The organism is Methyloferula stellata AR4, from assembly GCF_000385335.1.
Classification (GTDB): Bacteria; Pseudomonadota; Alphaproteobacteria; order Rhizobiales; family Beijerinckiaceae; genus Methyloferula; species Methyloferula stellata.
Map to the genome: position 1 here is coordinate 15,777 of NZ_ARWA01000001.1, position 18,312 is coordinate 34,088.

Consider the following 18,312-nt stretch of genomic DNA (forward strand, 5'->3'; position numbering starts at 1 on the left):
CGGGATCGTATTTTCGCTTCAGATCATTTCGTGTTGCTTCGGCTCATCAATGCGGCAGAGCGAACACCGTGAGCGTGCCGCCGAGCGAGGTATAGCTCGACAAGGCCGCATAGCCGCCGACCGCGCCAAGGCCGTCGGTCGGCTTCGTCAGACCGGCCGCGAGGCCGATGCCGGCCCAGCCGCCGACACCAGAGAGCACGGCGATATATTCTTTGCCGTCATGCTCGTAAGCCGTGACATTGCCGATGATACCCGACGGAGTTTTGAACTTGTAAAGTTCCTTGCCCGTCTTCGCGTCGACAGCTTTGAGATAGCCCTCAAGCGTGCCGTAAAAGACGACATCTCCGGCCGTCGCAAGCGCACCGGACCAGACCGAGAACTGCTCCGGATCGGACCAGACGATCTTGCCCTTCTCATTGTTCCAGGCGATGAAATTGCCCATGTTGGATTGGCCCGCCGGCGGGAACATAGACAATGTCGCACCGACATAAGGCTGGCCGGCGGTGTAGGTTACGCGGAACGGTTCGTAATCCATGCAGACATGGTTCGTCGGCACATAGAAGAGCTGTGTCAGCGGCGAATAGGCCGCCGGCTGCTCGTCCTTCGAGCCAAGGGCCGCCGGGCAAACGCCCTTGTAGTTTACGTCTTCGCCGGCGGATCCAGGTGCGTATTTGGCGACGACTTCCGGCCGGCCGTAGGTCTTGGACGACTTGTCCATATCTACCTTGGTCGCCCAATTCACCGCCGGATCGTATTTCTGTGCAACCAAAAGCTCGCCATTGGTCCGATCGAGAGTGTAGCCGAAGCCGTTACGGTCGAAGTGGGTGAGGAGCTTGCGGTCCTTGCCGTCGAACTTCTGATCCGAGAGGATCATTTCATTGACGCCGTCATAGTCCCATTGGTCGTGCGGCGTCATCTGATAGACCCACTTGGCCATGCCGGTATCGGCGTCGCGCGCCCAAATGGTCATGGACCATTTATTGTCGCCAGGCCGTTGCACCGGATTCCAGGTCGAGGGATTGCCCGATCCGTAATAGATGAGATTCAATTCCGGATCATAGGAGAACCAACCCCAGGTGTCGCCGCCGCCGATCTTCCATTGATCGCCTTGCCAAGTCGCAAGGCTTGAGTCCTTGCCGACCGGCTTGCCCAGCGCAGTGGTTTTCTCGGGATCGATCAGCGTGTCGCTGTCCGGGCCCATCGAATAACCGCGCCATTTCTGTTTGCCCGTGGCGATATCATAAGCCGTCACATAGCCGCGCACGCCGAACTCGCCGCCCGAGACGCCGACCAGAACTTCGTTCTTCACGACGAGCGGCGCCGAGGTCCCGGTCGCACCCTTGGAAGGATCGCCATCCTTCGTCTGCCACTTGACCGCGCCCGTCTTGGCGTCGAGCGCGACAAGTGTCGTATCGGCCTGATGCAAGAAGATCATGCCATTGCCATAAGCCACGCCGCGATTGACCGTATCGCAACACATCACCGGAATGACATTCGGATCCTGCTTCGGCTCATATTTCCAGATGATCTTGCCTTCATGATTGAGATCGAGGGCATAGACAATGTTTGGAAAAGGCGTGTGGACATACATGATGTCGCCGATGATGAGCGGGCCACCTTCATGTCCGCGCAATACACCGGTCGAGAATGTCCAGGCCGGCGTGAGGTTTTTGACGTTTTCCGCATTGATCTGCTTCAGCGCGCTATAGCGCTGCGACGCATAATTGCCCGCGGGAATCACCCAGTCCTTCGGGTTTTGCGACATCTTTACGAGCTCGTCATTGGCGAAGACCGGACTGGCCGCCATGAGCGCAGCTACGCCGACACAGGAGAATAGCAAGTGTCTACTCATCAACTCCTCCCTTTAGAACGTCTTGCGCATGGCAGATTTCTGCCTGTAAGCGCTAGGCGTTAGTTGGAGTTGGAGAGGTATATTTCAAGTATTTTTTGGAAAAATAAATGTGTATTACAAAATACAGCAAACAACATGCGTAGCGAAAACGCTATAGCGTCGTCGCTTGATTTAAATCTATAAGTATTACGTCTATTTTATATTTGACATCTCACCATGCAGCACCATCTCCAAAAGGCATCAGTGATCCTCCCGCCATGGTCCGTTCTCCCGGGCTCTGGCGGGCCTTTTTCGCGACAGCGCTGATTGGGGAACCAACCGATAGCAAAGGGCGCAGAGCGCGAAGCTGGCGGCGGCCGTCATCCTGCCGTTGAAGAAGAAAAACTGGCGCCATGACACGACGCTCCCTCTTCCGGAACATGTTTGCACATTTCGATTTTCAAACGGCATTTCAATGGCGAATTTTGCGGCCGCGTTCACCGGCCGAACATGTTTCAACCAAACTGTTGCAGGCCCGTTGCAAAGGCTGCGAAATTTTTAAGATTGAATTCCATCAATGCGTGAGCTGAACATCGATTTCATTGCCGACCGTTAGCCTGGCACTTCACGGGTAATAAGCTTCGGTTCAGGACCATCTCAGGGTCCTTCCAGAAACTCGGCAGCATTCATCTCTTCAAGGTCGAGCTGGCGTTCAAGCGCGTGCAAAGCCGCATCGTCAATTTCTTGCGCACGATGCATTCTGATGATCTCGACGCGGCCTGCGGCGATGGCCGCCAAGACAGTCGAAAAATGTTCGTCCCGACGCGGACGCAATTCGTCTTCCGCCTTGCTGAAATGCAAAGAGGCCTTGGCACGATAGCCATATTGTTCAACGAGACGCGGATGCAGCTCCGAGCCGTCTTTTTGTGAAGATATTTTTTTGACCGCCTGCAACTGCACAGTCGCCATCTGGGCGCGTGCCTGTTCAATCGTCAAAGCGCCGTTCGCCGAATTTGGCTTGAGCTTGATCACGCCCAGGCGGCGGATCAAAACACCAAGTGTAGATCCCTGGAGCAAGATGGTCACGAGTATGACGACAAAGGTCATCGCCATGATGAAATCGCGGCCGGCAAAACCGACCGGCAATGAAAGCGCCGCCGCCAAGCTGACAACGCCGCGCATTCCAGCCCAGCTCATGATGATAGGCGCTGCGAAAGGCGGATAGGGACTGAGCCGGCGCAGCGGCGGGATAAGCGCCCGCGGTATATAGATCGACGCAAAAATCCAAACGAAACGCGCGATGATCACGGTGACGACAATCGCCGCCGCGGCTGGAAGAAGCTCGAGCATGGCATGCCAGCCGAAGCGGGCGACAATGCTTCGCAACGACAGACCGATGAGAATGAAAATCAATGACTCGAGAATAAAGACGACAAAGCCCCAGACCGCGACGGCCTCCCGGCGAATATTCGCGGAGAAAACCTCGTGCTGACGCCATCCCAGAACAAGTCCGCAGGCGACCGTGGACAGGACCCCCGAGAAGCCCGCGGCCTCCGCGCCGATATAGGAAATCCACGCGGCCAGAAACGTCCCGATGATTGCCATATGCGCATCGGTCAAACGCCGCAGCATGAAGTCGGTGACGAATGCGAAGAAAAGTCCGGCTACGATGCCGCCGACGGACAGCAGGCCGAAACTTACGGCAGCCTGACCCACGCTGAACGTCCCGGTCAGCGCGGCAGCGACCGCCAGCCGAAAAAGAACGAGTCCGGACGCATCATTGACCAGGCTCTCGCCTTCCAAAAGCAAGACCATGCGCGGCGGCAATGATAGCCGCTGAAGGACGGCCTTCGCAGCGACCGCGTCGGGCGGCGAAACAATGGCGCCAAGCGCGAAACAGGCAGCCCACGGCAGGGACGGCTCAACCCAATGGGCAACCAGGCCAACAATCAAGGTGGTGAAGCCGACGGCGCCCACGGCGAGTTGAAGGATGATCCAAAGATTTTTGCGAAACTCCCGCCATGGCGTGAAATAGGAACTCGAAAGAAGCAATGGCGGAAGGAAAAGGACGAGAACAAGGTCGGGATCGAGTTCGAAATCCGGCAGTCCCGGAATGAAGGCAAACCCGATGCCTCCCAAAATCAAAGCCGCCGCAGGCGGCATCTTCAACCGGCGCGCCGCGAGCTCCAGACCGACGACGGTCGCGAGAAGAATCACGAACAGATCGAAATGCGCGACATTTGTTGTGTGGCTCACGTCAAAGTCTCGTCATTATTTCGGCTTCGAGCCCTTGTCCGCGCAGGCCATAACCCCTCAGCCGAAATAGGCTTCAAGGATGGATTCGTAGATCTTCGTCAGCATCTCGACATCGGCCACGGCGACATGCTCGTTGACGGCATGCATGGTCGCTCCCACCAGGCCAAATTCGAGCACGGGGCAAAAGGCGCGAATGAAACGCGCGTCCGACGTGCCGCCCGTCGTGGACAGTGCCGGCTTGCGGCCTGTATGCGTTTCGATGGCCTGCGCGACAAGCTCTGTGAAGCGATCGGGCATCGTGACGAAGGCCAGCGCATTGCAGGGCTCGAAGTGCAGATCGAAGCGCAGAGGCGCCTGCAGGAGGCCGCATCGGCGCTGCAACTCTTCCGCCAAGGTCTCGGGCGTCCAAAGATCGTTGAAGCGGATATTGAAGCGCGCCTTGGCCTCGGCCGGAATCACATTCCAGGCCGGATTGCCAACGTCGACATTGACGATCTCGAGATTGGACGCATCGAAATGCGGCGTCCCGTCATCAAGCGGCATGCCGTTCAAAACTTCGATAAAGCGGGCGAGCCAGGGGATCGGATTTTCGGCGCGGTGCGGATAGGCGACATGGCCTTGCTTGCCATACACGCTCAAAGTCCCGTTGAGCGATCCGCGCCGGCCGATCTTGATCATATCGCCGAGCGCATCGGGATTGGTCGGCTCGCCGACGATACAATGATCGAAATGTTCGCCTTTGCTTGTGGCCCAATCGAGCAATTTCACGGTGCCGTTGATCGCTGGGCCTTCTTCATCGCCGGTGATCAAAAAGCCGATCGATCCTTTGGGGACACCGTGCTTGGCGACATAGGCAGAGGCCGCCATCGCGAAGGCCGCGACCGCGCCCTTCATGTCGCTGGCGCCGCGGCCCCAAATCGCACCTTCCGTGATCTCGCCGGAAAAGGGATCGAAGCGCCATTGCGTCCGATCGCCGATCGGCACGACATCCGTATGGCCGGCAAAAATCAGATAAGGCGCGGCCGTGCCGATGCGGGCGTAGAGATTTTCAATGTCAGGCTGACCGGGCTCGCTAAAGGTGATGCGCTCGGCCGTAAAGCCCGCGCCTTTCAAGACGCTTTCGAGCAAAGCCAGCGAACCGCCATCCTGTGGCGTCACCGAAGGACAGCGGATGAGAGCCTGGCAAAGATCGGGAGATGTCGCGGGCGACGGCATGTCAGGGCTCATGAGGCATCAATCTCGCGCTGGCTTCGATGGCAAGACACCCAATTCGATAATGGTCCAGATCAGAAGCCCAACAAAGGCAATGTCGATGGCGGCAACCGACCAGCCGGGAACCTCGCCATCCATCTGCGGATAGAGCCAATGCGCGGCGCCGGCCAGAAGCGCGAAAAACGGCACGAGGCCGGCAAAAGCGGCGGGCTTTGCCCGGTCGCGCCAGCGCTTGGCGCTGAGATTATAAAAGGAGATGGCGATAAGGATGAGCGCGAAAATATAGAGCGTCAAATAGACATAGGCCGCGATGACATGCCAATCGAGAAGCGGCGTTTTTGCGAGGTCGTGGCGCATATAAGGCACGAGCAAAAGGCCGACCGCCGTCAAGACCGCCAGAATCGCTCCGAGCCGGAGGCCGCCATGCAACCACGTCTTCCGATCGATCCGTCCCTGATCGGTGCGAAAGAGAAAGCTTGTCGAGGCGGGCATAGAGTCTGCCACGCGCCTAATCCCGCAGCAGGTCGTTGATCGCCGTCTTAGAGCGCGTTTGCGCATCCACGGTCTTGACGATTACCGCGCAATAAAGCGACGGGCCGGGCGTACCGTCGGGCAAAGGCTTGCCGGGCAGATTGCCGGAAACGACCACGGAGTAAGGCGGCACGTGGCCGATGTGGATCTGGCCCGTCGCCCTGTCGATAATCTTGGTCGAGGCTGAGATGAACGTGCCCATGGATACGACAGCGCCTTGTCCCACAACCACGCCTTCGACGATCTCGGAGCGCGCGCCGATGAAGCAATCATCCTCAATGATCGTCGGATTGGCCTGCAAAGGTTCGAGCACGCCGCCTATGCCGACGCCGCCAGACAAATGCACATTCTTGCCGATCTGCGCGCAGGAGCCGACGGTCGCCCAGGTATCGACCATGGTGCCCGTATCGACATAGGCGCCGAGATTGACGAAGGAGGGCATCAAGACCACGCCCGGCGCGATAAAGGCCGAGCGCCGCACCACGCAATTGGGTACCGAGCGGAAGCCGGCCGCCGCATGCTCAGTCGCGGTCCAGCCATCGAATTTGGACGGCACCTTGTCCCACCATGTGGCACCGCCGGGACCGCCCGCGATCGGCGCCATATCATTCAGCCGGAAGGACAAAAGCACGGCCTTCTTCAGCCATTGATTGACCTTCCAGGACTGCGGCCCGACTGCGCCCGCAATTTTTTCGGCGACGCGCAGCTTGCCGGAATCGAGCGCCAGAAGCGCCGCATTCACAGCCTCGCGAATATCGCCCTGGGTCGATGCGTTAATATTGGCGCGGTCTTCGAAGGCGGCCTCGATGATCTTTTCAAGATCGAGCGACATGATGGAAAGCTCTCTGGTCTGATATTCGACCGGAGGTTTCGTCGCAGGCGGTCCATCTGTCAATGAATTTTGACGCCAAACAAGGCTATTGGGCAAAAGGGCCCTCAGGATGAGGATGACCGATAGGCGACGCTCAGGCGCCTTTGAGGATGGTCTTGACAAGAAACTCAACGAGGTCGGTCGTAGCGAAATCGACATGATCCGGCACGGCTTCGCTGGTGATCTCGCAGGCCTCGCGATGATCCATAAGGCCCGGCTTCGGCATCACGAGCACGGTTTTCATGCCATGGGCATGCGGCACGAGCAGATTTTGCGGGAGATCCTCAAACATGCAGGCGGACGCCGGATCGACCGCATGTTTGTCGAAAAACCGCTCATAGGTCGCAGCCGCCGGCTTCGGCAGAAAATCGGCAGCGGCAATGTCGAATATATCATCCAGCATGAAGTCGAGGCCGAGCGCCACCGTCGTCCGCATGGCATGATCGCGCGACCCATTGGTCAAAATCAATTTGCGGCCCGGCAGAGCCTGGATGGCCGCGGCAAGCGAGTGGTTCGGCTCGAGCGATGAACGGTCGATATCATGCACGAAGGCGAGGAACTGCTCGGCGCTCACATCGTGATCGACCATCAGTCCGCGCAAAGTCGTGCCATAGCGCAGATAATAATATTTTTGCAGCGCGCGGGCCGAGATGCCGTCGAGCCCGAAGAGATGGCCGAGGAAAAGAGTGATGCGCTGATCGATCTTCGGCCAAAGATCGCAGTCCGGCGGGTAAAGCGTATTGTCGAGGTCGAAGATCCACGTGTCGGTCCGCGCAAAACTCTCCCGGATCAGCACAGCATCGCTGTCGGGCATTTCATCGTTTGGATTCGAGTCCGAAAAATCCAGCATGCGGTCTTCGTCACTCCGATTTTTGCCGCTCCAACCTTTATCGTTCAACGTGTGATCAGCGTACCCGCGCCATGATCCGTCAAAAGCTCGACGAGCACCGCATGCGGTATCTTGCCGTCGAGGATGACGACGCCTTCTACCCCCTGCTCCAGCGCGTAGATGCAGGTCTCGACCTTCGGAATCATGCCGCCGGTGATCGTACCGTCGGCGATGAGGCCGCGAATTTCCTCGACGCGCAAGGCCTTGATCAGGTTCTTATCCTTGTCGAGCACACCCGGCACATCGGTCAAAAGCAAAAGCCGCTTGGCTTTCAAAGCGCCGGCTATCGCGCCAGCGAACGTATCCGCATTCACATTATAGGTCTCGCCGTCGAAGCCTTGCGCGACCGGCGCAAGCACCGGGATCAGATCGCGCCCCAGCACCTGATCGAGCACCGTCGTATCGACTTTCGCCGGTTCGCCGACAAAGCCGAAGTCGATCTTTTCTTCATGGCCCGGTGATGTCATCACCATGGCCGGCGGCATTTTGCTGGCGATGACCATATTGCCGTCCTTGCCGCACAATCCGATCGCATGGCCGCCTTCGGCATTGATGGCGCCGACGATCTGCTTGTTGATCGATCCCGCCAGCACCATTTCGACGATTTCGATCGTCGCGCGGTCGGTGATGCGCAGGCCGCCGGCGAATTCGGTCTTGATGCCAAGCTTTTCGAGCATAAGGCCGATTTGTGGACCGCCGCCGTGGACGACCACCGGATTGACGCCCGATTGTTCGAGCAAAACCACATCGCGGGCGAAATCCCGTTCGGCGCCATTATCGCCCATGGCATGACCGCCATATTTCACCACGACGATCGCCTCGTCATAGCGCAGCATATGCGGCAAAGCCTGCATCAGGATCTCGGCGGTTTCCTGCGGGCTTGCCTTGTGTGTTTCGTTCATACTCTCGGGTCCAGGTGAGACCTGCCCTTCCTACATTTTTGTTGTGACAAGCTCAACGTGGCTTGGCCGCCGCCCGGCTGCGCCGGGGACGGGTGCATGAGATGGGCAGGAAGGCGCTTCTTTTCAACCGGCCGGCGGCAGGGAGCTGCCTGGCGGATTATGCCGTCTCGAAGACTGTCCGAAGCAGTTGGAGCTGCGTTTCGAGGTGGCGCGGGGCGGCCACGACCGGCTCTTTCTTGTCCTGCGGCTGATAGAGCAAACGGTCGATGTGAATGATCCGGGCTTGCAGGCGGATGGACAATTCGACGAGCTCGAGGAGACGGGCGGGCAATCTCGCCAAAACATCGGAGCCCGAGGCTATGTCCTGCTCGACGAGGCGGACCTTGCGCTTTTCGGTCATGGCCTCGTTTGTCGTCAGCTCGCCTTCATTGACCGCGCGCTGCAGGAGGAGCCAGGAGGCAAGCTGCATGAGCCGCGTCGTCAGGCGCATGCTTTCGGCGGCATAGGCAAGAGCTGCCATGCGCGGCAGGCGCTTAGCCTCCTCGCGGCCTTCGCCGTCGAGGTAGGATGCGGCATCTTCGACAAGGACCATGCCTTCCCGAAACAGAGCCTTGAATGAATCCGACGACGCGAGTTTCGCGGCGAATGACACCGTGCCGTCTCCGACGGAATTCAATTCTCTCACCATGATACGCTCTACCTTCATCAACACCCGGACGAGGGCGCCCTTCAACCGCAGCAATAGTAGCGCCAAGTGAGTAACCCTGCTTGTTCAGTTTCTATTAGGGTTAACTTTTTTAATAAAATAGGCACGATTTCGGCCCGGTGCGCGCGCCGGAAAATGCAACCGGATGGGGTCGCACTTATGCGTCGGGGCATTGTCTAAATTGTGAATTTTTAGCGAAGCGCCTGATAGGCCCACAGCTATGAACGCCTCGGAGGCGCGAGCGTGGCAGGCCTAAAAAAGGAGCCGCGAGAGCGGCTCCTGAAGTCTATGTCTGGGAGGTGTGAGACAGAGGAAAAAACCAATCCAAAATCTCGATGAGTTTTCAGAAGTAACCTGCAAAGATTAAGAATTCTTTATCATATTCTGCGGGCTCGAAGCGGCTTCGATTCGGCAGCGCTTCGTCCATTGCGGCACAGGCCGCGTCCCGAAACGACCGCGACAGTGCCGGAAGAAGCCATCTCACAATTTGAAGAGGGCGGCCGCGGCGGCCTGCGAGTCCTGCTTGAAACGCTTCGTCTCTTCGAGGCGGGTGATCTCGGCCTTAAGCAGCAAAATGCGCTCGTCGAGTTCGGCCACGGATAATGTATCGAGGACCTGGCCGATTTCGTGGGTCATGGGCCGTTTGGGCGGCGCCCCGAAGGTTTTTTCGTCATCCTCAATCATGAAATCCCTCCCGAAAGATCAGATCCGAGATTGCCACGCGCCAAGATCAAGAGACAGCATCGAGCGACAAGACACGATCTCGTCTCTTTTCAATGGTGAATTGGGTCAGAATATCATTGCATCCAACCCCTTCATGCCTATATCTTAGGCTATTCCCGTCATGAATGTTGATTTGAGCCCTATTCCCAGCGGGGCACGCCGCGCTGGGCGGCGACGGTTGATGTTTCACAGCCTTTCATCGAACCGAAGGAGAAGATCATGAGCAACGCACCGCTGATGCCGAAAGCAACGGCCGTTTGGCTCGTCGAAAACACCTCCTTGACCTTCGATCAGATCGCGAATTTCTGCAAACTTCATCCGCTCGAAGTTAAAGGCATCGCCGACGGCGAAGTCGCGGCAGGGATCAAGGGTCATGATCCGATCACGTCCGGCCAGCTCACCCGCGAGGAAATCGCGGCGGCGGAGAAAGACCCCGAGCACGAGCTTCACCTTGCGCCGACCAAGGTGAAATTGCCGGAGCTCGCCCGCAAGCGGGGCCCGCGCTATACGCCGCTGTCGCGCCGCCAGGACCGGCCAAACGCCATTTTATGGCTGGTGCGCAATCATCCGGAGCTGAAGGATGCGCAGATCATGCGCCTCGTCGGGACGACGAAAACGACGCTGCAGTCCATCCGCAACCGCACCCATTGGAATTCGGTGGCGCTGACGCCGATGGATCCTGTCACGCTCGGCCTCTGTTCGCAGATCGATCTCGATTTCGAAGTGAACCGCGCCGCCAAAGACCGGACGCATGTGCCGGAAGACCACGGCCAGACGCTTCTGCCCGCCGATGTCACGACCCGGCATCCCGATGCGCCGATCAACGACGCCGATGTGTTCAGCCCGTCGCCGGCACATGAACCCGAGGAAGGTGCCGATCTCACCGTCGATTCGGTCTTTGCCAAGCTGAAAGACCTCAAGGTGCATGAGTCGGACGAGTAAGCTCGCGCAATCAAGTTTACGCAGATTGCGCAGGCTTATCTGCGTGTAAATCTTCGCTCAAGGCTCATCGCCTAGTCTTTGCCGAATCAGGCTGTCCCGCCTGCGGTTTGGAGATGACGATGAGCCTGACCAGGAAAAGCGGTTTGAGCCTTGCGGCCATCGGTTTTCTGCTCGCCGCATGGCCTGTGCAGGCGGCCGATTACGACCAAACCTATGCCGCCCCGCCGCCGCGCCTGGCCGGACGGCCCTTCGTGCTCGATCCGCGCTGCCGGGTCATTCCACAGCCGGAGTTGGATTTCTACGGCAATACGGCGCGCTTCAGACCGACCATCGTCTGCATGTCGCGCGGACTTTTGGCGGATTCCTTCGGGCCCTACCCGTTTCACTATCCCTATTACGATCGCTGAGACCAGCGCTCAATCAATAAGCCGTCATTGCGAGAAACAGAGTGACGAAGCAATCCAGGCGAGGCTGAAACTATGTCTCTGGATTGCTTCGCTACGCTCGCAATGACGATTAAATAATTGAGGCCGTACCCTAAAACAGCGCGAGCACGCCGGTATAGCCATAGATGCGATCGCCGGCGATCTCGCCATTGGCATAAAAGCCGATCATCGGAATATCGCCCAGGATAGACTGCACGAGTTCGACTTCCTCGGCCGCCGACTCGAACATGTTCGGCCCGCGCGCGCAGCAGGAAACGTAAAGCGCGCCGCGCGGCGTGCTTGTTCGTGCATGAAGCTTCTGCACCATGGCCGTCAGATCTTTCGTTGCCGCATCGCGATTGCGGCGGCAGAAGAAGAGCTTCTGCCCGACTTCGACATTATCGGCGACGGCGACATAGCCGCGCTCCGTATCGATGCCCGCGATATTGCGCACGACATAATCGCCGGTGTCGCTTTGCGGCACCGGAAGCCCGACATGTAAGGCCTGCAAAAGCACGCGCAAATCGGCGTCCTGCGCGGCGGAAAGATCGTTGAGCAGCGCCTGCAAGGCCGGTTCGCCGTCGATCGTCGCGACCAGGCCTTCGTAAGTCTCGGTGATTGTGCGGATTGGTCCGATCGCGCTGCAGCCTTGCGAAATGCCGATCGACACGGGAATCGCCGGGCTCAAGAGAAGCCCGGAAATACCGCCGGTCGTAATCTGGTCCGCGACCTGATCGTAGAGCTTCGTGCGCGAGGCCGTGAGGCCACCAAGCAGATAGGCCTGCGAGGCGGAGCCTAAGGATTTCAAGAGCTCGTCGAATTGGCGGTTGCGCGGATCGACATGTACGATCGCCGTCGCCATCCCGAACACATCCTCAGCAAAAGGCTTCGACGGCACGCCGCTGTAAAGCTGATAGGCGGTTTCCGGCCACGTGGAGATCATCGCCGCGACAGCCGGCTCGTTATAGGTGGCGCTGCGTCCGGCGATCACGCCGAAGCCGACGGTGCCGACCCAATGTTCGACTCCGGTTTTGGCACGCAACTTATCGACGACGCTGGCGAGATCGGACTTCAGCCGGTCGGTCACATAGACGAAACCGAGCGAGCCGCCGCTGCCCTGCGCCATCAGATCGTCGGCGACTTTATCGGTTGCCCGCAGCGCGTCATCGTCGATAGCAAGCGCCGTTCGAAAGGCTTCAGCCGATCCCATGATGCTTCTCCGCATTCGCCAGAGTGCTTATGATCGCACTCATACGAAAGAAGAGCAATGTAAATGCCAAGATGAGCGCATGAACCTTAGCCACGCGCTGCGCAAATTTTCAGCCTTCGATTTCTTCCCGCAAGATTTCAAGCGCAAGCCATTCCTCTTCAGCTTGCGCGAGATCGGCTTCGGCTTTGGCAAAAGCGGCGGAAGCTGCCGCAAACTTCGCCGGATCGCGATTATAAAGCTCATGATCTGCGAGAACTGTTTGCAGCCGTGCCTGCAATACGCGCAATTCCTCCATACGCTTCGGCAAGGTTTCGAGCGCGTGCTTTTCCTTGAACGACAATTTCTTCTTGGCTTCTGGCGCGCCAGCCGGCACCGCCGCGACCTCGCGCTTTTTCTTCTCAGTGGGCGCGGATGAACCTGCCGCCTCAACCCCGGCGCCGCGCTGGCGCACCATATCCGAATAGCCGCCGGCATATTCGACCCAGCGTCCCTGCCCTTCCGAGACAAGAACGGACGACGCCACGCGGTCGAGAAAATCGCGATCGTGACTGACGAGGATCAAAGTGCCGGGATAATCCGACAGCATTTCCTGCAAGAGATCCAGCGTCTCGAGATCGAGATCATTCGTCGGTTCGTCGAGCACCAGAAGATTGGAGGTGCGCGACAAGGCCCGCGCGAGCATCAACCGTCCGCGTTCGCCGCCGGACAGGCGCTCGATCGGCGTGCGCGCCTGCTCCGGCCCGAACAGAAAATCCTTCATATAGCCGATGACGTGCTTACGCTCGCCATTGACCTCGACATAATCGCTGCCGCCGCCGGTCAGCGCATCCTTCAAGGTGGTCTGCGGCGAAAGAGACGTGCGCTTTTGATCGAGCGTCGCCATTTCGAGATTAGCGCCAAGCCGCAGAGATCCCGAATCGGGCGCGAGGCTTCCGGTCAAAAGCGAGATCAAGGTCGTCTTGCCGGTGCCATTGGCGCCGACAACGGCGAGGCGGTCGCCGCGCAGCACGCGCGTCGAAAAATCCTTGACGATGGCACGCTCGCCAAAACTCTTGCTCAAGCCCTTGGCTTCGATGACGAGCGTGCCCGACTGCTTGCCCTCGACTGCGACGAGTTTCACATCGCCCGCCGGACCCAGATGCTCGCGATGTTCCTTGCGCAAGGTGTGCAGCCGCGCGAGGCGTTTTTGATTGCGCTTGCGCCTTGCCGTAACGCCATAGCGCAGCCAATCCTCTTCCATGGCGATGCGGCGTTCAAGCTTATGCTGTTGCGCCTCTTCTTCTTCGAGAAGCATATCGCGCCAAGCCTCGAATTCGGCAAAGCCGCGATCGAGCTGGCGCGTCTGCCCGCGATCGAGCCACACGGTCTTGCGCGACAGATTTTGTAAAAAACGCCGGTCATGGCTGATGATGACAAGCGCCGAACGCAGGCCCTTCAGCTCGCCTTCGAGCCATTCGATCGCCGGCAGATCGAGATGGTTGGTCGGCTCGTCGAGCAGCAAGATGTCCGGTTCCGGTGCAAGAACCCGCGCGAGCGCGATGCGCCGCCCTTCGCCGCCCGACAGACGCGCCGGATCCTCATCGCCTGAAAGACCCAAATCGTTCAGAAGACGCAGCGCGCGATAATGATCGTCATTGGGCCCAAGGCCGGCTTCGACATAGGCGAGCGCCGTGGAAAAGCCCGAAAAATCCGGCTCCTGCGGCAGATACCGCAAATGCGCATCGGGCTGCAAAAAACGCACGCCGCCATCGGCCTCGATTTGACCGGCCGCGATCTTCAAAAGTGTCGATTTGCCGGAGCCGTTGCGCCCGACAAGGCACAGGCGCTCGCCCGGGCCGACCGAAAGATCGGCGCCTTCGAGCAAAGGCTTTCCGCCGAGCGTGAGCGTAATGCCTTGAAGGGAAAGAAGCGGTGGGGCCATGGCCTTCGATATGGGTCATAATCGGGCAAATTCATAGCATTTCCGGCGGCGCCCCTCACGCCGCGATGTCGCGCCCTGAACTTGGCCTGGGGCTTTCCCGCAGAAGCAGGTCAACTTCATGTAATCTTCGTAATGGCGGTAACGAAACGGCACAGGCCTGCGTATGTCTTCATGCGGGAGTGACGTCGAGCCGGATCAATCCCAAGGACCGGGCCGACCCTAAGGAGACGACATATGCTAAATCGCAGACATCTTCTTCATGCCGGCCTTATTGGCGGATTTGCCACGATTATAATCGGCCGGCTAGGCCTTGCCCGTGCCGCCGAGGCGGCTAAGACCTATGAGGTCACGCACACCGATGCGGAGTGGCAGACGTTGCTCTCGCCCGATCAATATACGGTTCTCCGGCACGAGGGGACCGAACGGCCCTTCACAAGCCCGCTTCTGCATGAAAAACGCGCCGGGAACTTCGCCTGCGCCGGCTGCGACCTGCCGCTCTTTTCGTCGAAGACGAAATATGACAGCGGCACCGGCTGGCCGAGCTTTTGGACGCCTCTCGATAAGGCGGTAGACGAGACGCAGGACAATTCCTACGGCATGGCACGGACCGCCGTCTCATGCCGGCGTTGCGGCGGCCATCTTGGCCATGTTTTCAACGACGGACCGAAGCCGACCGGGCTTCGCTACTGCATGAATGGCGTCGCCATGAAATTCGTCCCCGAGGCCGCCTAGCGCGGGGATGAGGGGCACACGATGATCCTGTTTATCATCTCCTATCTCGGCGGGGTGCTGACCATCCTCAGCCCCTGCATCCTGCCGGTGCTGCCCTTCATTTTCGCGCGCGCCGATCAGCCATTCGTGAAGAATGGTCTGCCGCTCCTCATCGGAATGGCCATCACTTTCGCGGGTGTCGCAACGCTCGCCGCCATCGGCGGCGGATGGGCGGTGCAAGCCAATCAATACGGACGCTTCGCAGCACTCGCGCTTCTGGCTTTTTTCGGCATCACGCTGCTCTTTCCCGAACTTGCAGACCGGCTGACGCGCCCGCTGGTCGCGATCGGCGCAAAGCTCTCTCAATCCGCCGATGACCAGGCGCAGACGGGTTCGTCCTTCGCCTCGTCGTTTTTGCTCGGCATTGCGACGGGCCTGCTTTGGGCGCCTTGCGCCGGACCTATTCTCGGCCTCGTTCTGACCGGCGCGGCGCTCCAGGGCGCGAGCGTGCAGACGTCGCTTCTGCTTCTTGCTTATGCCGCCGGAGCGGCGACCTCCCTCGGCCTCGCGCTTCTCATCGGCGGACGGGTCTTCGCCGCGATGAAGCGATCGCTTGGCGCCGGCGAATGGATCAGGCGCGGTCTCGGGGCCGCCGTTCTTATCGGCGTCGCGGCCATAGCGCTCGGCTTCGACACCGGCCTGCTGACCCGGATTTCGCAGACGCAAACAGCGTCGCTCGAACAGGCTTTGGTCGATAAAGCACAGCCGAAGACACCTGATGCACCATCCTCGTCTGTCGTGATGAGCGGCGATCACGATGGCAAGATGACCGGCGGCAATGTCATGACCGGCGGCCCCGGCATGATGATGGCCGCGAAGCCCGAAATGACGGCCGCATCGAGCCTTCCCGTCGAAGGGCAATTCCCTTCGCTCGCGGGCGCAGTCGAATGGCTGAATTCGCCGCCGCTCACGGTGGAAGGCTTGCGCGGCAAGGTCGTGCTGATCGATTTCTGGACTTATTCCTGCATCAATTGCCTGCGCGCGATTCCTTACGTCGAGGCCTGGGCCGAAAAATATAAGGATCAAGGTCTCGTCGTCATCGGCGTTCATGCGCCGGAATTCGCCTTCGAGAAGAATATCGACAATGTCCGGCACGCCGTGCAGGACCTGAAGATCACCTATCCGGTCGCAATCGACAATGATTATGCGATCTGGCGCGCCTTCCATAACCAATATTGGCCGGCGCATTATTTCATCGATGCGCAAGGCCGCATCCGCCATCATCATTTTGGCGAAGGCGACTATGACGAGTCGGAGAAGATCATTCAGCAGCTTCTCGCCGAGGCGGGCAGCGCCGCGGTGCCGAGCGGCATTGTAACGGTGCATGCAAGCGGCGCCGAAGCCGCCGCCGATATGGCCGATGTGAAATCGCCCGAAACCTATGTCGGCTACGAGCGCGCCGAGAATTTCGCATCGCCCGGCGGCGACGTGCGAGACGCGTCGCATGTCTATGCTCTGCCCGAAAAGCTCGCATTGAACCATTGGGGCCTCGCGGGCGACTGGACGATCGAAGGCGAGCGCGCCGTTCTCAACGCAGCGCCGGGATCGATCGCCTATGATTTCCACGCCCGCGATCTTCATCTCGTGCTGGGCCCGGCCGCCGATGGCAAGCCCGTACGGTTTCGCATCTCGATCGATGGCCATGCACCCGACGGCGCGCAAGGCGTCGATGTCGATGCAGAGGGTAATGGCACGGTGACCGGGCAGCGTCTCTACCAATTGGTCAGACAGAGCGGGCCAATCGCGGATCACGTCTTCAAGATCGAGTTTCTCGATCCGGGCGTGCAGGCATTCGCATTTACGTTTGGATGAATCCTCTTCAACGGCTGTCGCAAAGGAGATCCCCATGAGCCTTCGTCAGATCATATCCACTCATCGTCTTGCCGGTTGGGTGAGCGGAAGCTTGCTTGCGCTCGGCGCAACCTTCGCGCTGGTGGCGCATGGCACCGCCGAGACGGCGGTTGCGATCCCTGCCCCCGCCATGGATGAGCCCGCGCCATCCGGCGCGACCTCTGAGACGGCTGTCTTGTCCGGCGGATGTTTCTGGGGCGTCCAGGCCGTATTCCAACACGTGAAGGGTGTCCACCGCGTCGTCTCCGGCTATTCGGGCGGCGCGAAGGATACGGCGTCCTATCAGCAGGTCAGCACGGGCCGCACCGGTCATGCGGAATCGGTCGAAGTCACCTTCGACCCGCGCCTCGTCAGCTATGGCACGATCCTGCAGGTTTATTTTTCGGTGGCGCATAATCCGACCGAACTCAATCGACAGGGGCCGGATACCGGAACCCAATATCGCTCGGCAGTCTTCGCGGCGAATGACGCGCAGAAAGAGGTCGCCGAAGCCTATGTCGCGCAGCTCGATAAGGCAGGAGTCTTCGCGCATCCGATCGTGACGAAGATCAGTCCGCTCACAGCCTTCTATCCGGCCGAGGATTATCATCAGGATTACGCCACGCGGCATCCCGAGAATCCCTATATCGCCTTTAATGATCTGCCGAAGGTCGATAATTTGAGCCGGCTGTTTCCGGCACTTTACACGCCGAAAGCCAAATTGGTCTCAGCGGGAACGACGAACTAGAGCCTCGGAATAGAAGAGGCGGAAAGCGCGGCGCTTAGATGCCGAGCGCAGCCTTCAATTCGAGCAGATGATCGCGCTTCTCGACCGCGAGCCGGCGCGTCTCATCGGTTTGGGCCGCGGCGACTTCGCCTTCCGCCGCCTTGATATCGGCGCTGAACTCCGCAGCGTCGAGTTCTTCGAGCGGCACTGCATATTCGGCAAGAATCGTGAGACCATGCGGAGCGACGTCGGCGAAGCCGCCGCGCACGAAAAGCTTCGTCTTCGACCCCGGCACGCCTTCAACCGAAACGACGCCGGGCTTCAAGGTCGACATCAAAGGCGCATGGCTCTTCAAGACCGTGAACTCGCCTTCGAGGCCGGGCACGGTGACGGCTTCGACGTCGCCCGCAAAAATCAATTTTTCAGGCGAGACGAGTTCGAAATGAAATGCCGGCATAATGCGCTCTCTGGAACAACCCTCTCCCATAGGGAGAGGGTGGCTGGCAAAGCCAGCCGGGTGAGGGGTTACTCGGCCAATGAGAGATCGTAACCCCTCATCCGGCCC

General features: G+C 59.2%; 17 protein-coding genes. 5 read left to right on the plus strand and 12 right to left on the minus strand.

The genetic code is table 11. From position 1 onward, the window contains the following. Positions 1-46 precede the first annotated feature (46 nt). From xoxF5 to A3OQ_RS0100145, 9 genes are all read right to left on the minus strand, one after another. Positions 47-1,807, minus strand: coding sequence for a lanthanide-dependent methanol dehydrogenase XoxF5 (xoxF5, locus tag A3OQ_RS0100100; protein ID WP_425280299.1), 1,761 nt, complete (start codon positions 1,805-1,807; stop codon positions 47-49). Positions 1,808-2,488: 681 nt separating this feature from the next. Beyond that, a complete protein-coding gene (locus tag A3OQ_RS0100110; RefSeq protein WP_020173308.1) occupies positions 2,489-4,087 on the minus strand; it encodes a Na+/H+ antiporter in 1,599 nt (532 codons plus the stop codon). A 57-nt stretch (positions 4,088-4,144) separates the two neighbouring features. Next, complete coding sequence (gene dapE, locus A3OQ_RS0100115; protein WP_244427066.1) at positions 4,145-5,314, minus strand: succinyl-diaminopimelate desuccinylase; 1,170 nt, start codon at positions 5,312-5,314, stop codon at positions 4,145-4,147. 6 nt (positions 5,315-5,320) lie between these two features. After that, complete coding sequence (locus A3OQ_RS0100120; RefSeq protein ID WP_244427067.1) at positions 5,321-5,803, minus strand: hypothetical protein; 483 nt, start codon at positions 5,801-5,803, stop codon at positions 5,321-5,323. A 4-nt stretch (positions 5,804-5,807) separates the two neighbouring features. Further along, positions 5,808-6,662, minus strand: a complete 855-nt coding sequence (dapD, locus tag A3OQ_RS0100125) for a 2,3,4,5-tetrahydropyridine-2,6-dicarboxylate N-succinyltransferase (RefSeq protein ID WP_026595327.1) — start codon at positions 6,660-6,662, stop codon at positions 5,808-5,810. A 133-nt stretch (positions 6,663-6,795) separates the two neighbouring features. Continuing rightward, the gene (locus A3OQ_RS0100130) at positions 6,796-7,551 is read right to left on the minus strand and encodes a pyrimidine 5'-nucleotidase (protein ID WP_341872071.1); all 756 of its coding nucleotides are present in this window, start codon (positions 7,549-7,551) and stop codon (positions 6,796-6,798) included. 44 nt (positions 7,552-7,595) lie between these two features. Next, entirely contained in the window at positions 7,596-8,492 is an 897-nt protein-coding gene (argB, locus tag A3OQ_RS0100135) for an acetylglutamate kinase (RefSeq protein WP_020173313.1), read from the minus strand. A gap of 157 nt (positions 8,493-8,649) precedes the next feature. Then, positions 8,650-9,180 carry a protease adaptor protein RcdA gene (gene rcdA / locus A3OQ_RS0100140; RefSeq protein ID WP_020173314.1) on the minus strand — a complete coding sequence of 177 codons (531 nt, stop codon included), beginning with the start codon at positions 9,178-9,180 and terminating at the stop codon, positions 8,650-8,652. A gap of 498 nt (positions 9,181-9,678) precedes the next feature. Beyond that, entirely contained in the window at positions 9,679-9,882 is a 204-nt protein-coding gene (locus A3OQ_RS0100145; RefSeq protein ID WP_020173315.1) for a DUF1192 domain-containing protein, read from the minus strand. A gap of 258 nt (positions 9,883-10,140) precedes the next feature. On the opposite strand from A3OQ_RS0100145, the gene A3OQ_RS0100150 reads away from it, so the two are divergent. Continuing rightward, on the plus strand, positions 10,141-10,863 hold the full coding sequence (locus A3OQ_RS0100150; RefSeq protein WP_020173316.1) for a DUF1013 domain-containing protein: 723 nt from the start codon (positions 10,141-10,143) through the stop codon (positions 10,861-10,863). 119 nt (positions 10,864-10,982) lie between these two features. Then, complete coding sequence (locus A3OQ_RS0100155; RefSeq protein WP_026595329.1) at positions 10,983-11,270, plus strand: hypothetical protein; 288 nt, start codon at positions 10,983-10,985, stop codon at positions 11,268-11,270. A 130-nt stretch (positions 11,271-11,400) separates the two neighbouring features. Here the strand turns inward: A3OQ_RS0100155 and A3OQ_RS20930 are convergent, their stop codons facing one another. Further along, positions 11,401-12,498 (minus strand): FIST signal transduction protein, encoded by a 1,098-nt coding sequence (locus A3OQ_RS20930; RefSeq protein ID WP_020173318.1) that lies wholly within the window; start codon positions 12,496-12,498, stop codon positions 11,401-11,403. Positions 12,499-12,607: 109 nt separating this feature from the next. Beyond that, complete coding sequence (locus A3OQ_RS0100165) at positions 12,608-14,419, minus strand: ABC-F family ATP-binding cassette domain-containing protein (RefSeq protein WP_020173320.1); 1,812 nt, start codon at positions 14,417-14,419, stop codon at positions 12,608-12,610. A 234-nt stretch (positions 14,420-14,653) separates the two neighbouring features. On the opposite strand from A3OQ_RS0100165, the gene msrB reads away from it, so the two are divergent. From msrB to msrA, 3 genes are read left to right on the plus strand one after another with little or no spacing between them, the layout of a single operon-like run. Continuing rightward, positions 14,654-15,151 carry a peptide-methionine (R)-S-oxide reductase MsrB gene (gene msrB, locus A3OQ_RS0100170; RefSeq protein ID WP_020173321.1) on the plus strand — a complete coding sequence of 166 codons (498 nt, stop codon included), beginning with the start codon at positions 14,654-14,656 and terminating at the stop codon, positions 15,149-15,151. A gap of 21 nt (positions 15,152-15,172) precedes the next feature. Further along, on the plus strand, positions 15,173-17,002 hold the full coding sequence (locus A3OQ_RS0100175; RefSeq protein WP_020173322.1) for a cytochrome c biogenesis protein DipZ: 1,830 nt from the start codon (positions 15,173-15,175) through the stop codon (positions 17,000-17,002). A 34-nt stretch (positions 17,003-17,036) separates the two neighbouring features. Beyond that, positions 17,037-17,768: a peptide-methionine (S)-S-oxide reductase MsrA gene (gene msrA, locus A3OQ_RS0100180; protein ID WP_020173323.1), complete on the plus strand. Its 732-nt coding sequence runs from the start codon at positions 17,037-17,039 to the stop codon at positions 17,766-17,768. Positions 17,769-17,802: 34 nt separating this feature from the next. Here the strand turns inward: msrA and A3OQ_RS0100185 are convergent, their stop codons facing one another. Further along, positions 17,803-18,204, minus strand: a complete 402-nt coding sequence (locus A3OQ_RS0100185) for a F0F1 ATP synthase subunit epsilon (protein ID WP_020173324.1) — start codon at positions 18,202-18,204, stop codon at positions 17,803-17,805. Between the last annotated feature and the right edge of the window lie 108 nt (positions 18,205-18,312).

Excerpts from the sequence above, each read along its gene's own strand:
- A3OQ_RS0100165 (WP_020173320.1), bottom strand. The coding sequence starts at position 14,419 with ATGGCCCCACCGCTTCTTTCCCTTCAAGGCATTACGCTCACGCTCGGC.
- msrB (WP_020173321.1), top strand. The coding sequence starts at position 14,654 with ATGCTAAATCGCAGACATCTTCTTCATGCCGGCCTTATTGGCGGATTT.
- dapE (WP_244427066.1), bottom strand. The coding sequence starts at position 5,314 with ATGAGCCCTGACATGCCGTCGCCCGCGACATCTCCCGATCTTTGCCAG.
- rcdA (WP_020173314.1), bottom strand. The coding sequence starts at position 9,180 with ATGGTGAGAGAATTGAATTCCGTCGGAGACGGCACGGTGTCATTCGCC.
- A3OQ_RS0100185 (WP_020173324.1), bottom strand. The coding sequence starts at position 18,204 with ATGCCGGCATTTCATTTCGAACTCGTCTCGCCTGAAAAATTGATTTTT.
- A3OQ_RS0100155 (WP_026595329.1), top strand. The coding sequence starts at position 10,983 with ATGAGCCTGACCAGGAAAAGCGGTTTGAGCCTTGCGGCCATCGGTTTT.
- A3OQ_RS0100150 (WP_020173316.1), top strand. The coding sequence starts at position 10,141 with ATGAGCAACGCACCGCTGATGCCGAAAGCAACGGCCGTTTGGCTCGTC.
- A3OQ_RS0100130 (WP_341872071.1), bottom strand. The coding sequence starts at position 7,551 with ATGCTGGATTTTTCGGACTCGAATCCAAACGATGAAATGCCCGACAGC.
- A3OQ_RS20930 (WP_020173318.1), bottom strand. The coding sequence starts at position 12,498 with ATGGGATCGGCTGAAGCCTTTCGAACGGCGCTTGCTATCGACGATGAC.
- A3OQ_RS0100175 (WP_020173322.1), top strand. The coding sequence starts at position 15,173 with ATGATCCTGTTTATCATCTCCTATCTCGGCGGGGTGCTGACCATCCTC.
- dapD (WP_026595327.1), bottom strand. The coding sequence starts at position 6,662 with ATGTCGCTCGATCTTGAAAAGATCATCGAGGCCGCCTTCGAAGACCGC.
- argB (WP_020173313.1), bottom strand. The coding sequence starts at position 8,492 with ATGAACGAAACACACAAGGCAAGCCCGCAGGAAACCGCCGAGATCCTG.
- msrA (WP_020173323.1), top strand. The coding sequence starts at position 17,037 with ATGAGCCTTCGTCAGATCATATCCACTCATCGTCTTGCCGGTTGGGTG.
- A3OQ_RS0100145 (WP_020173315.1), bottom strand. The coding sequence starts at position 9,882 with ATGATTGAGGATGACGAAAAAACCTTCGGGGCGCCGCCCAAACGGCCC.
- xoxF5 (WP_425280299.1), bottom strand. The coding sequence starts at position 1,807 with ATGGCGGCCAGTCCGGTCTTCGCCAATGACGAGCTCGTAAAGATGTCG.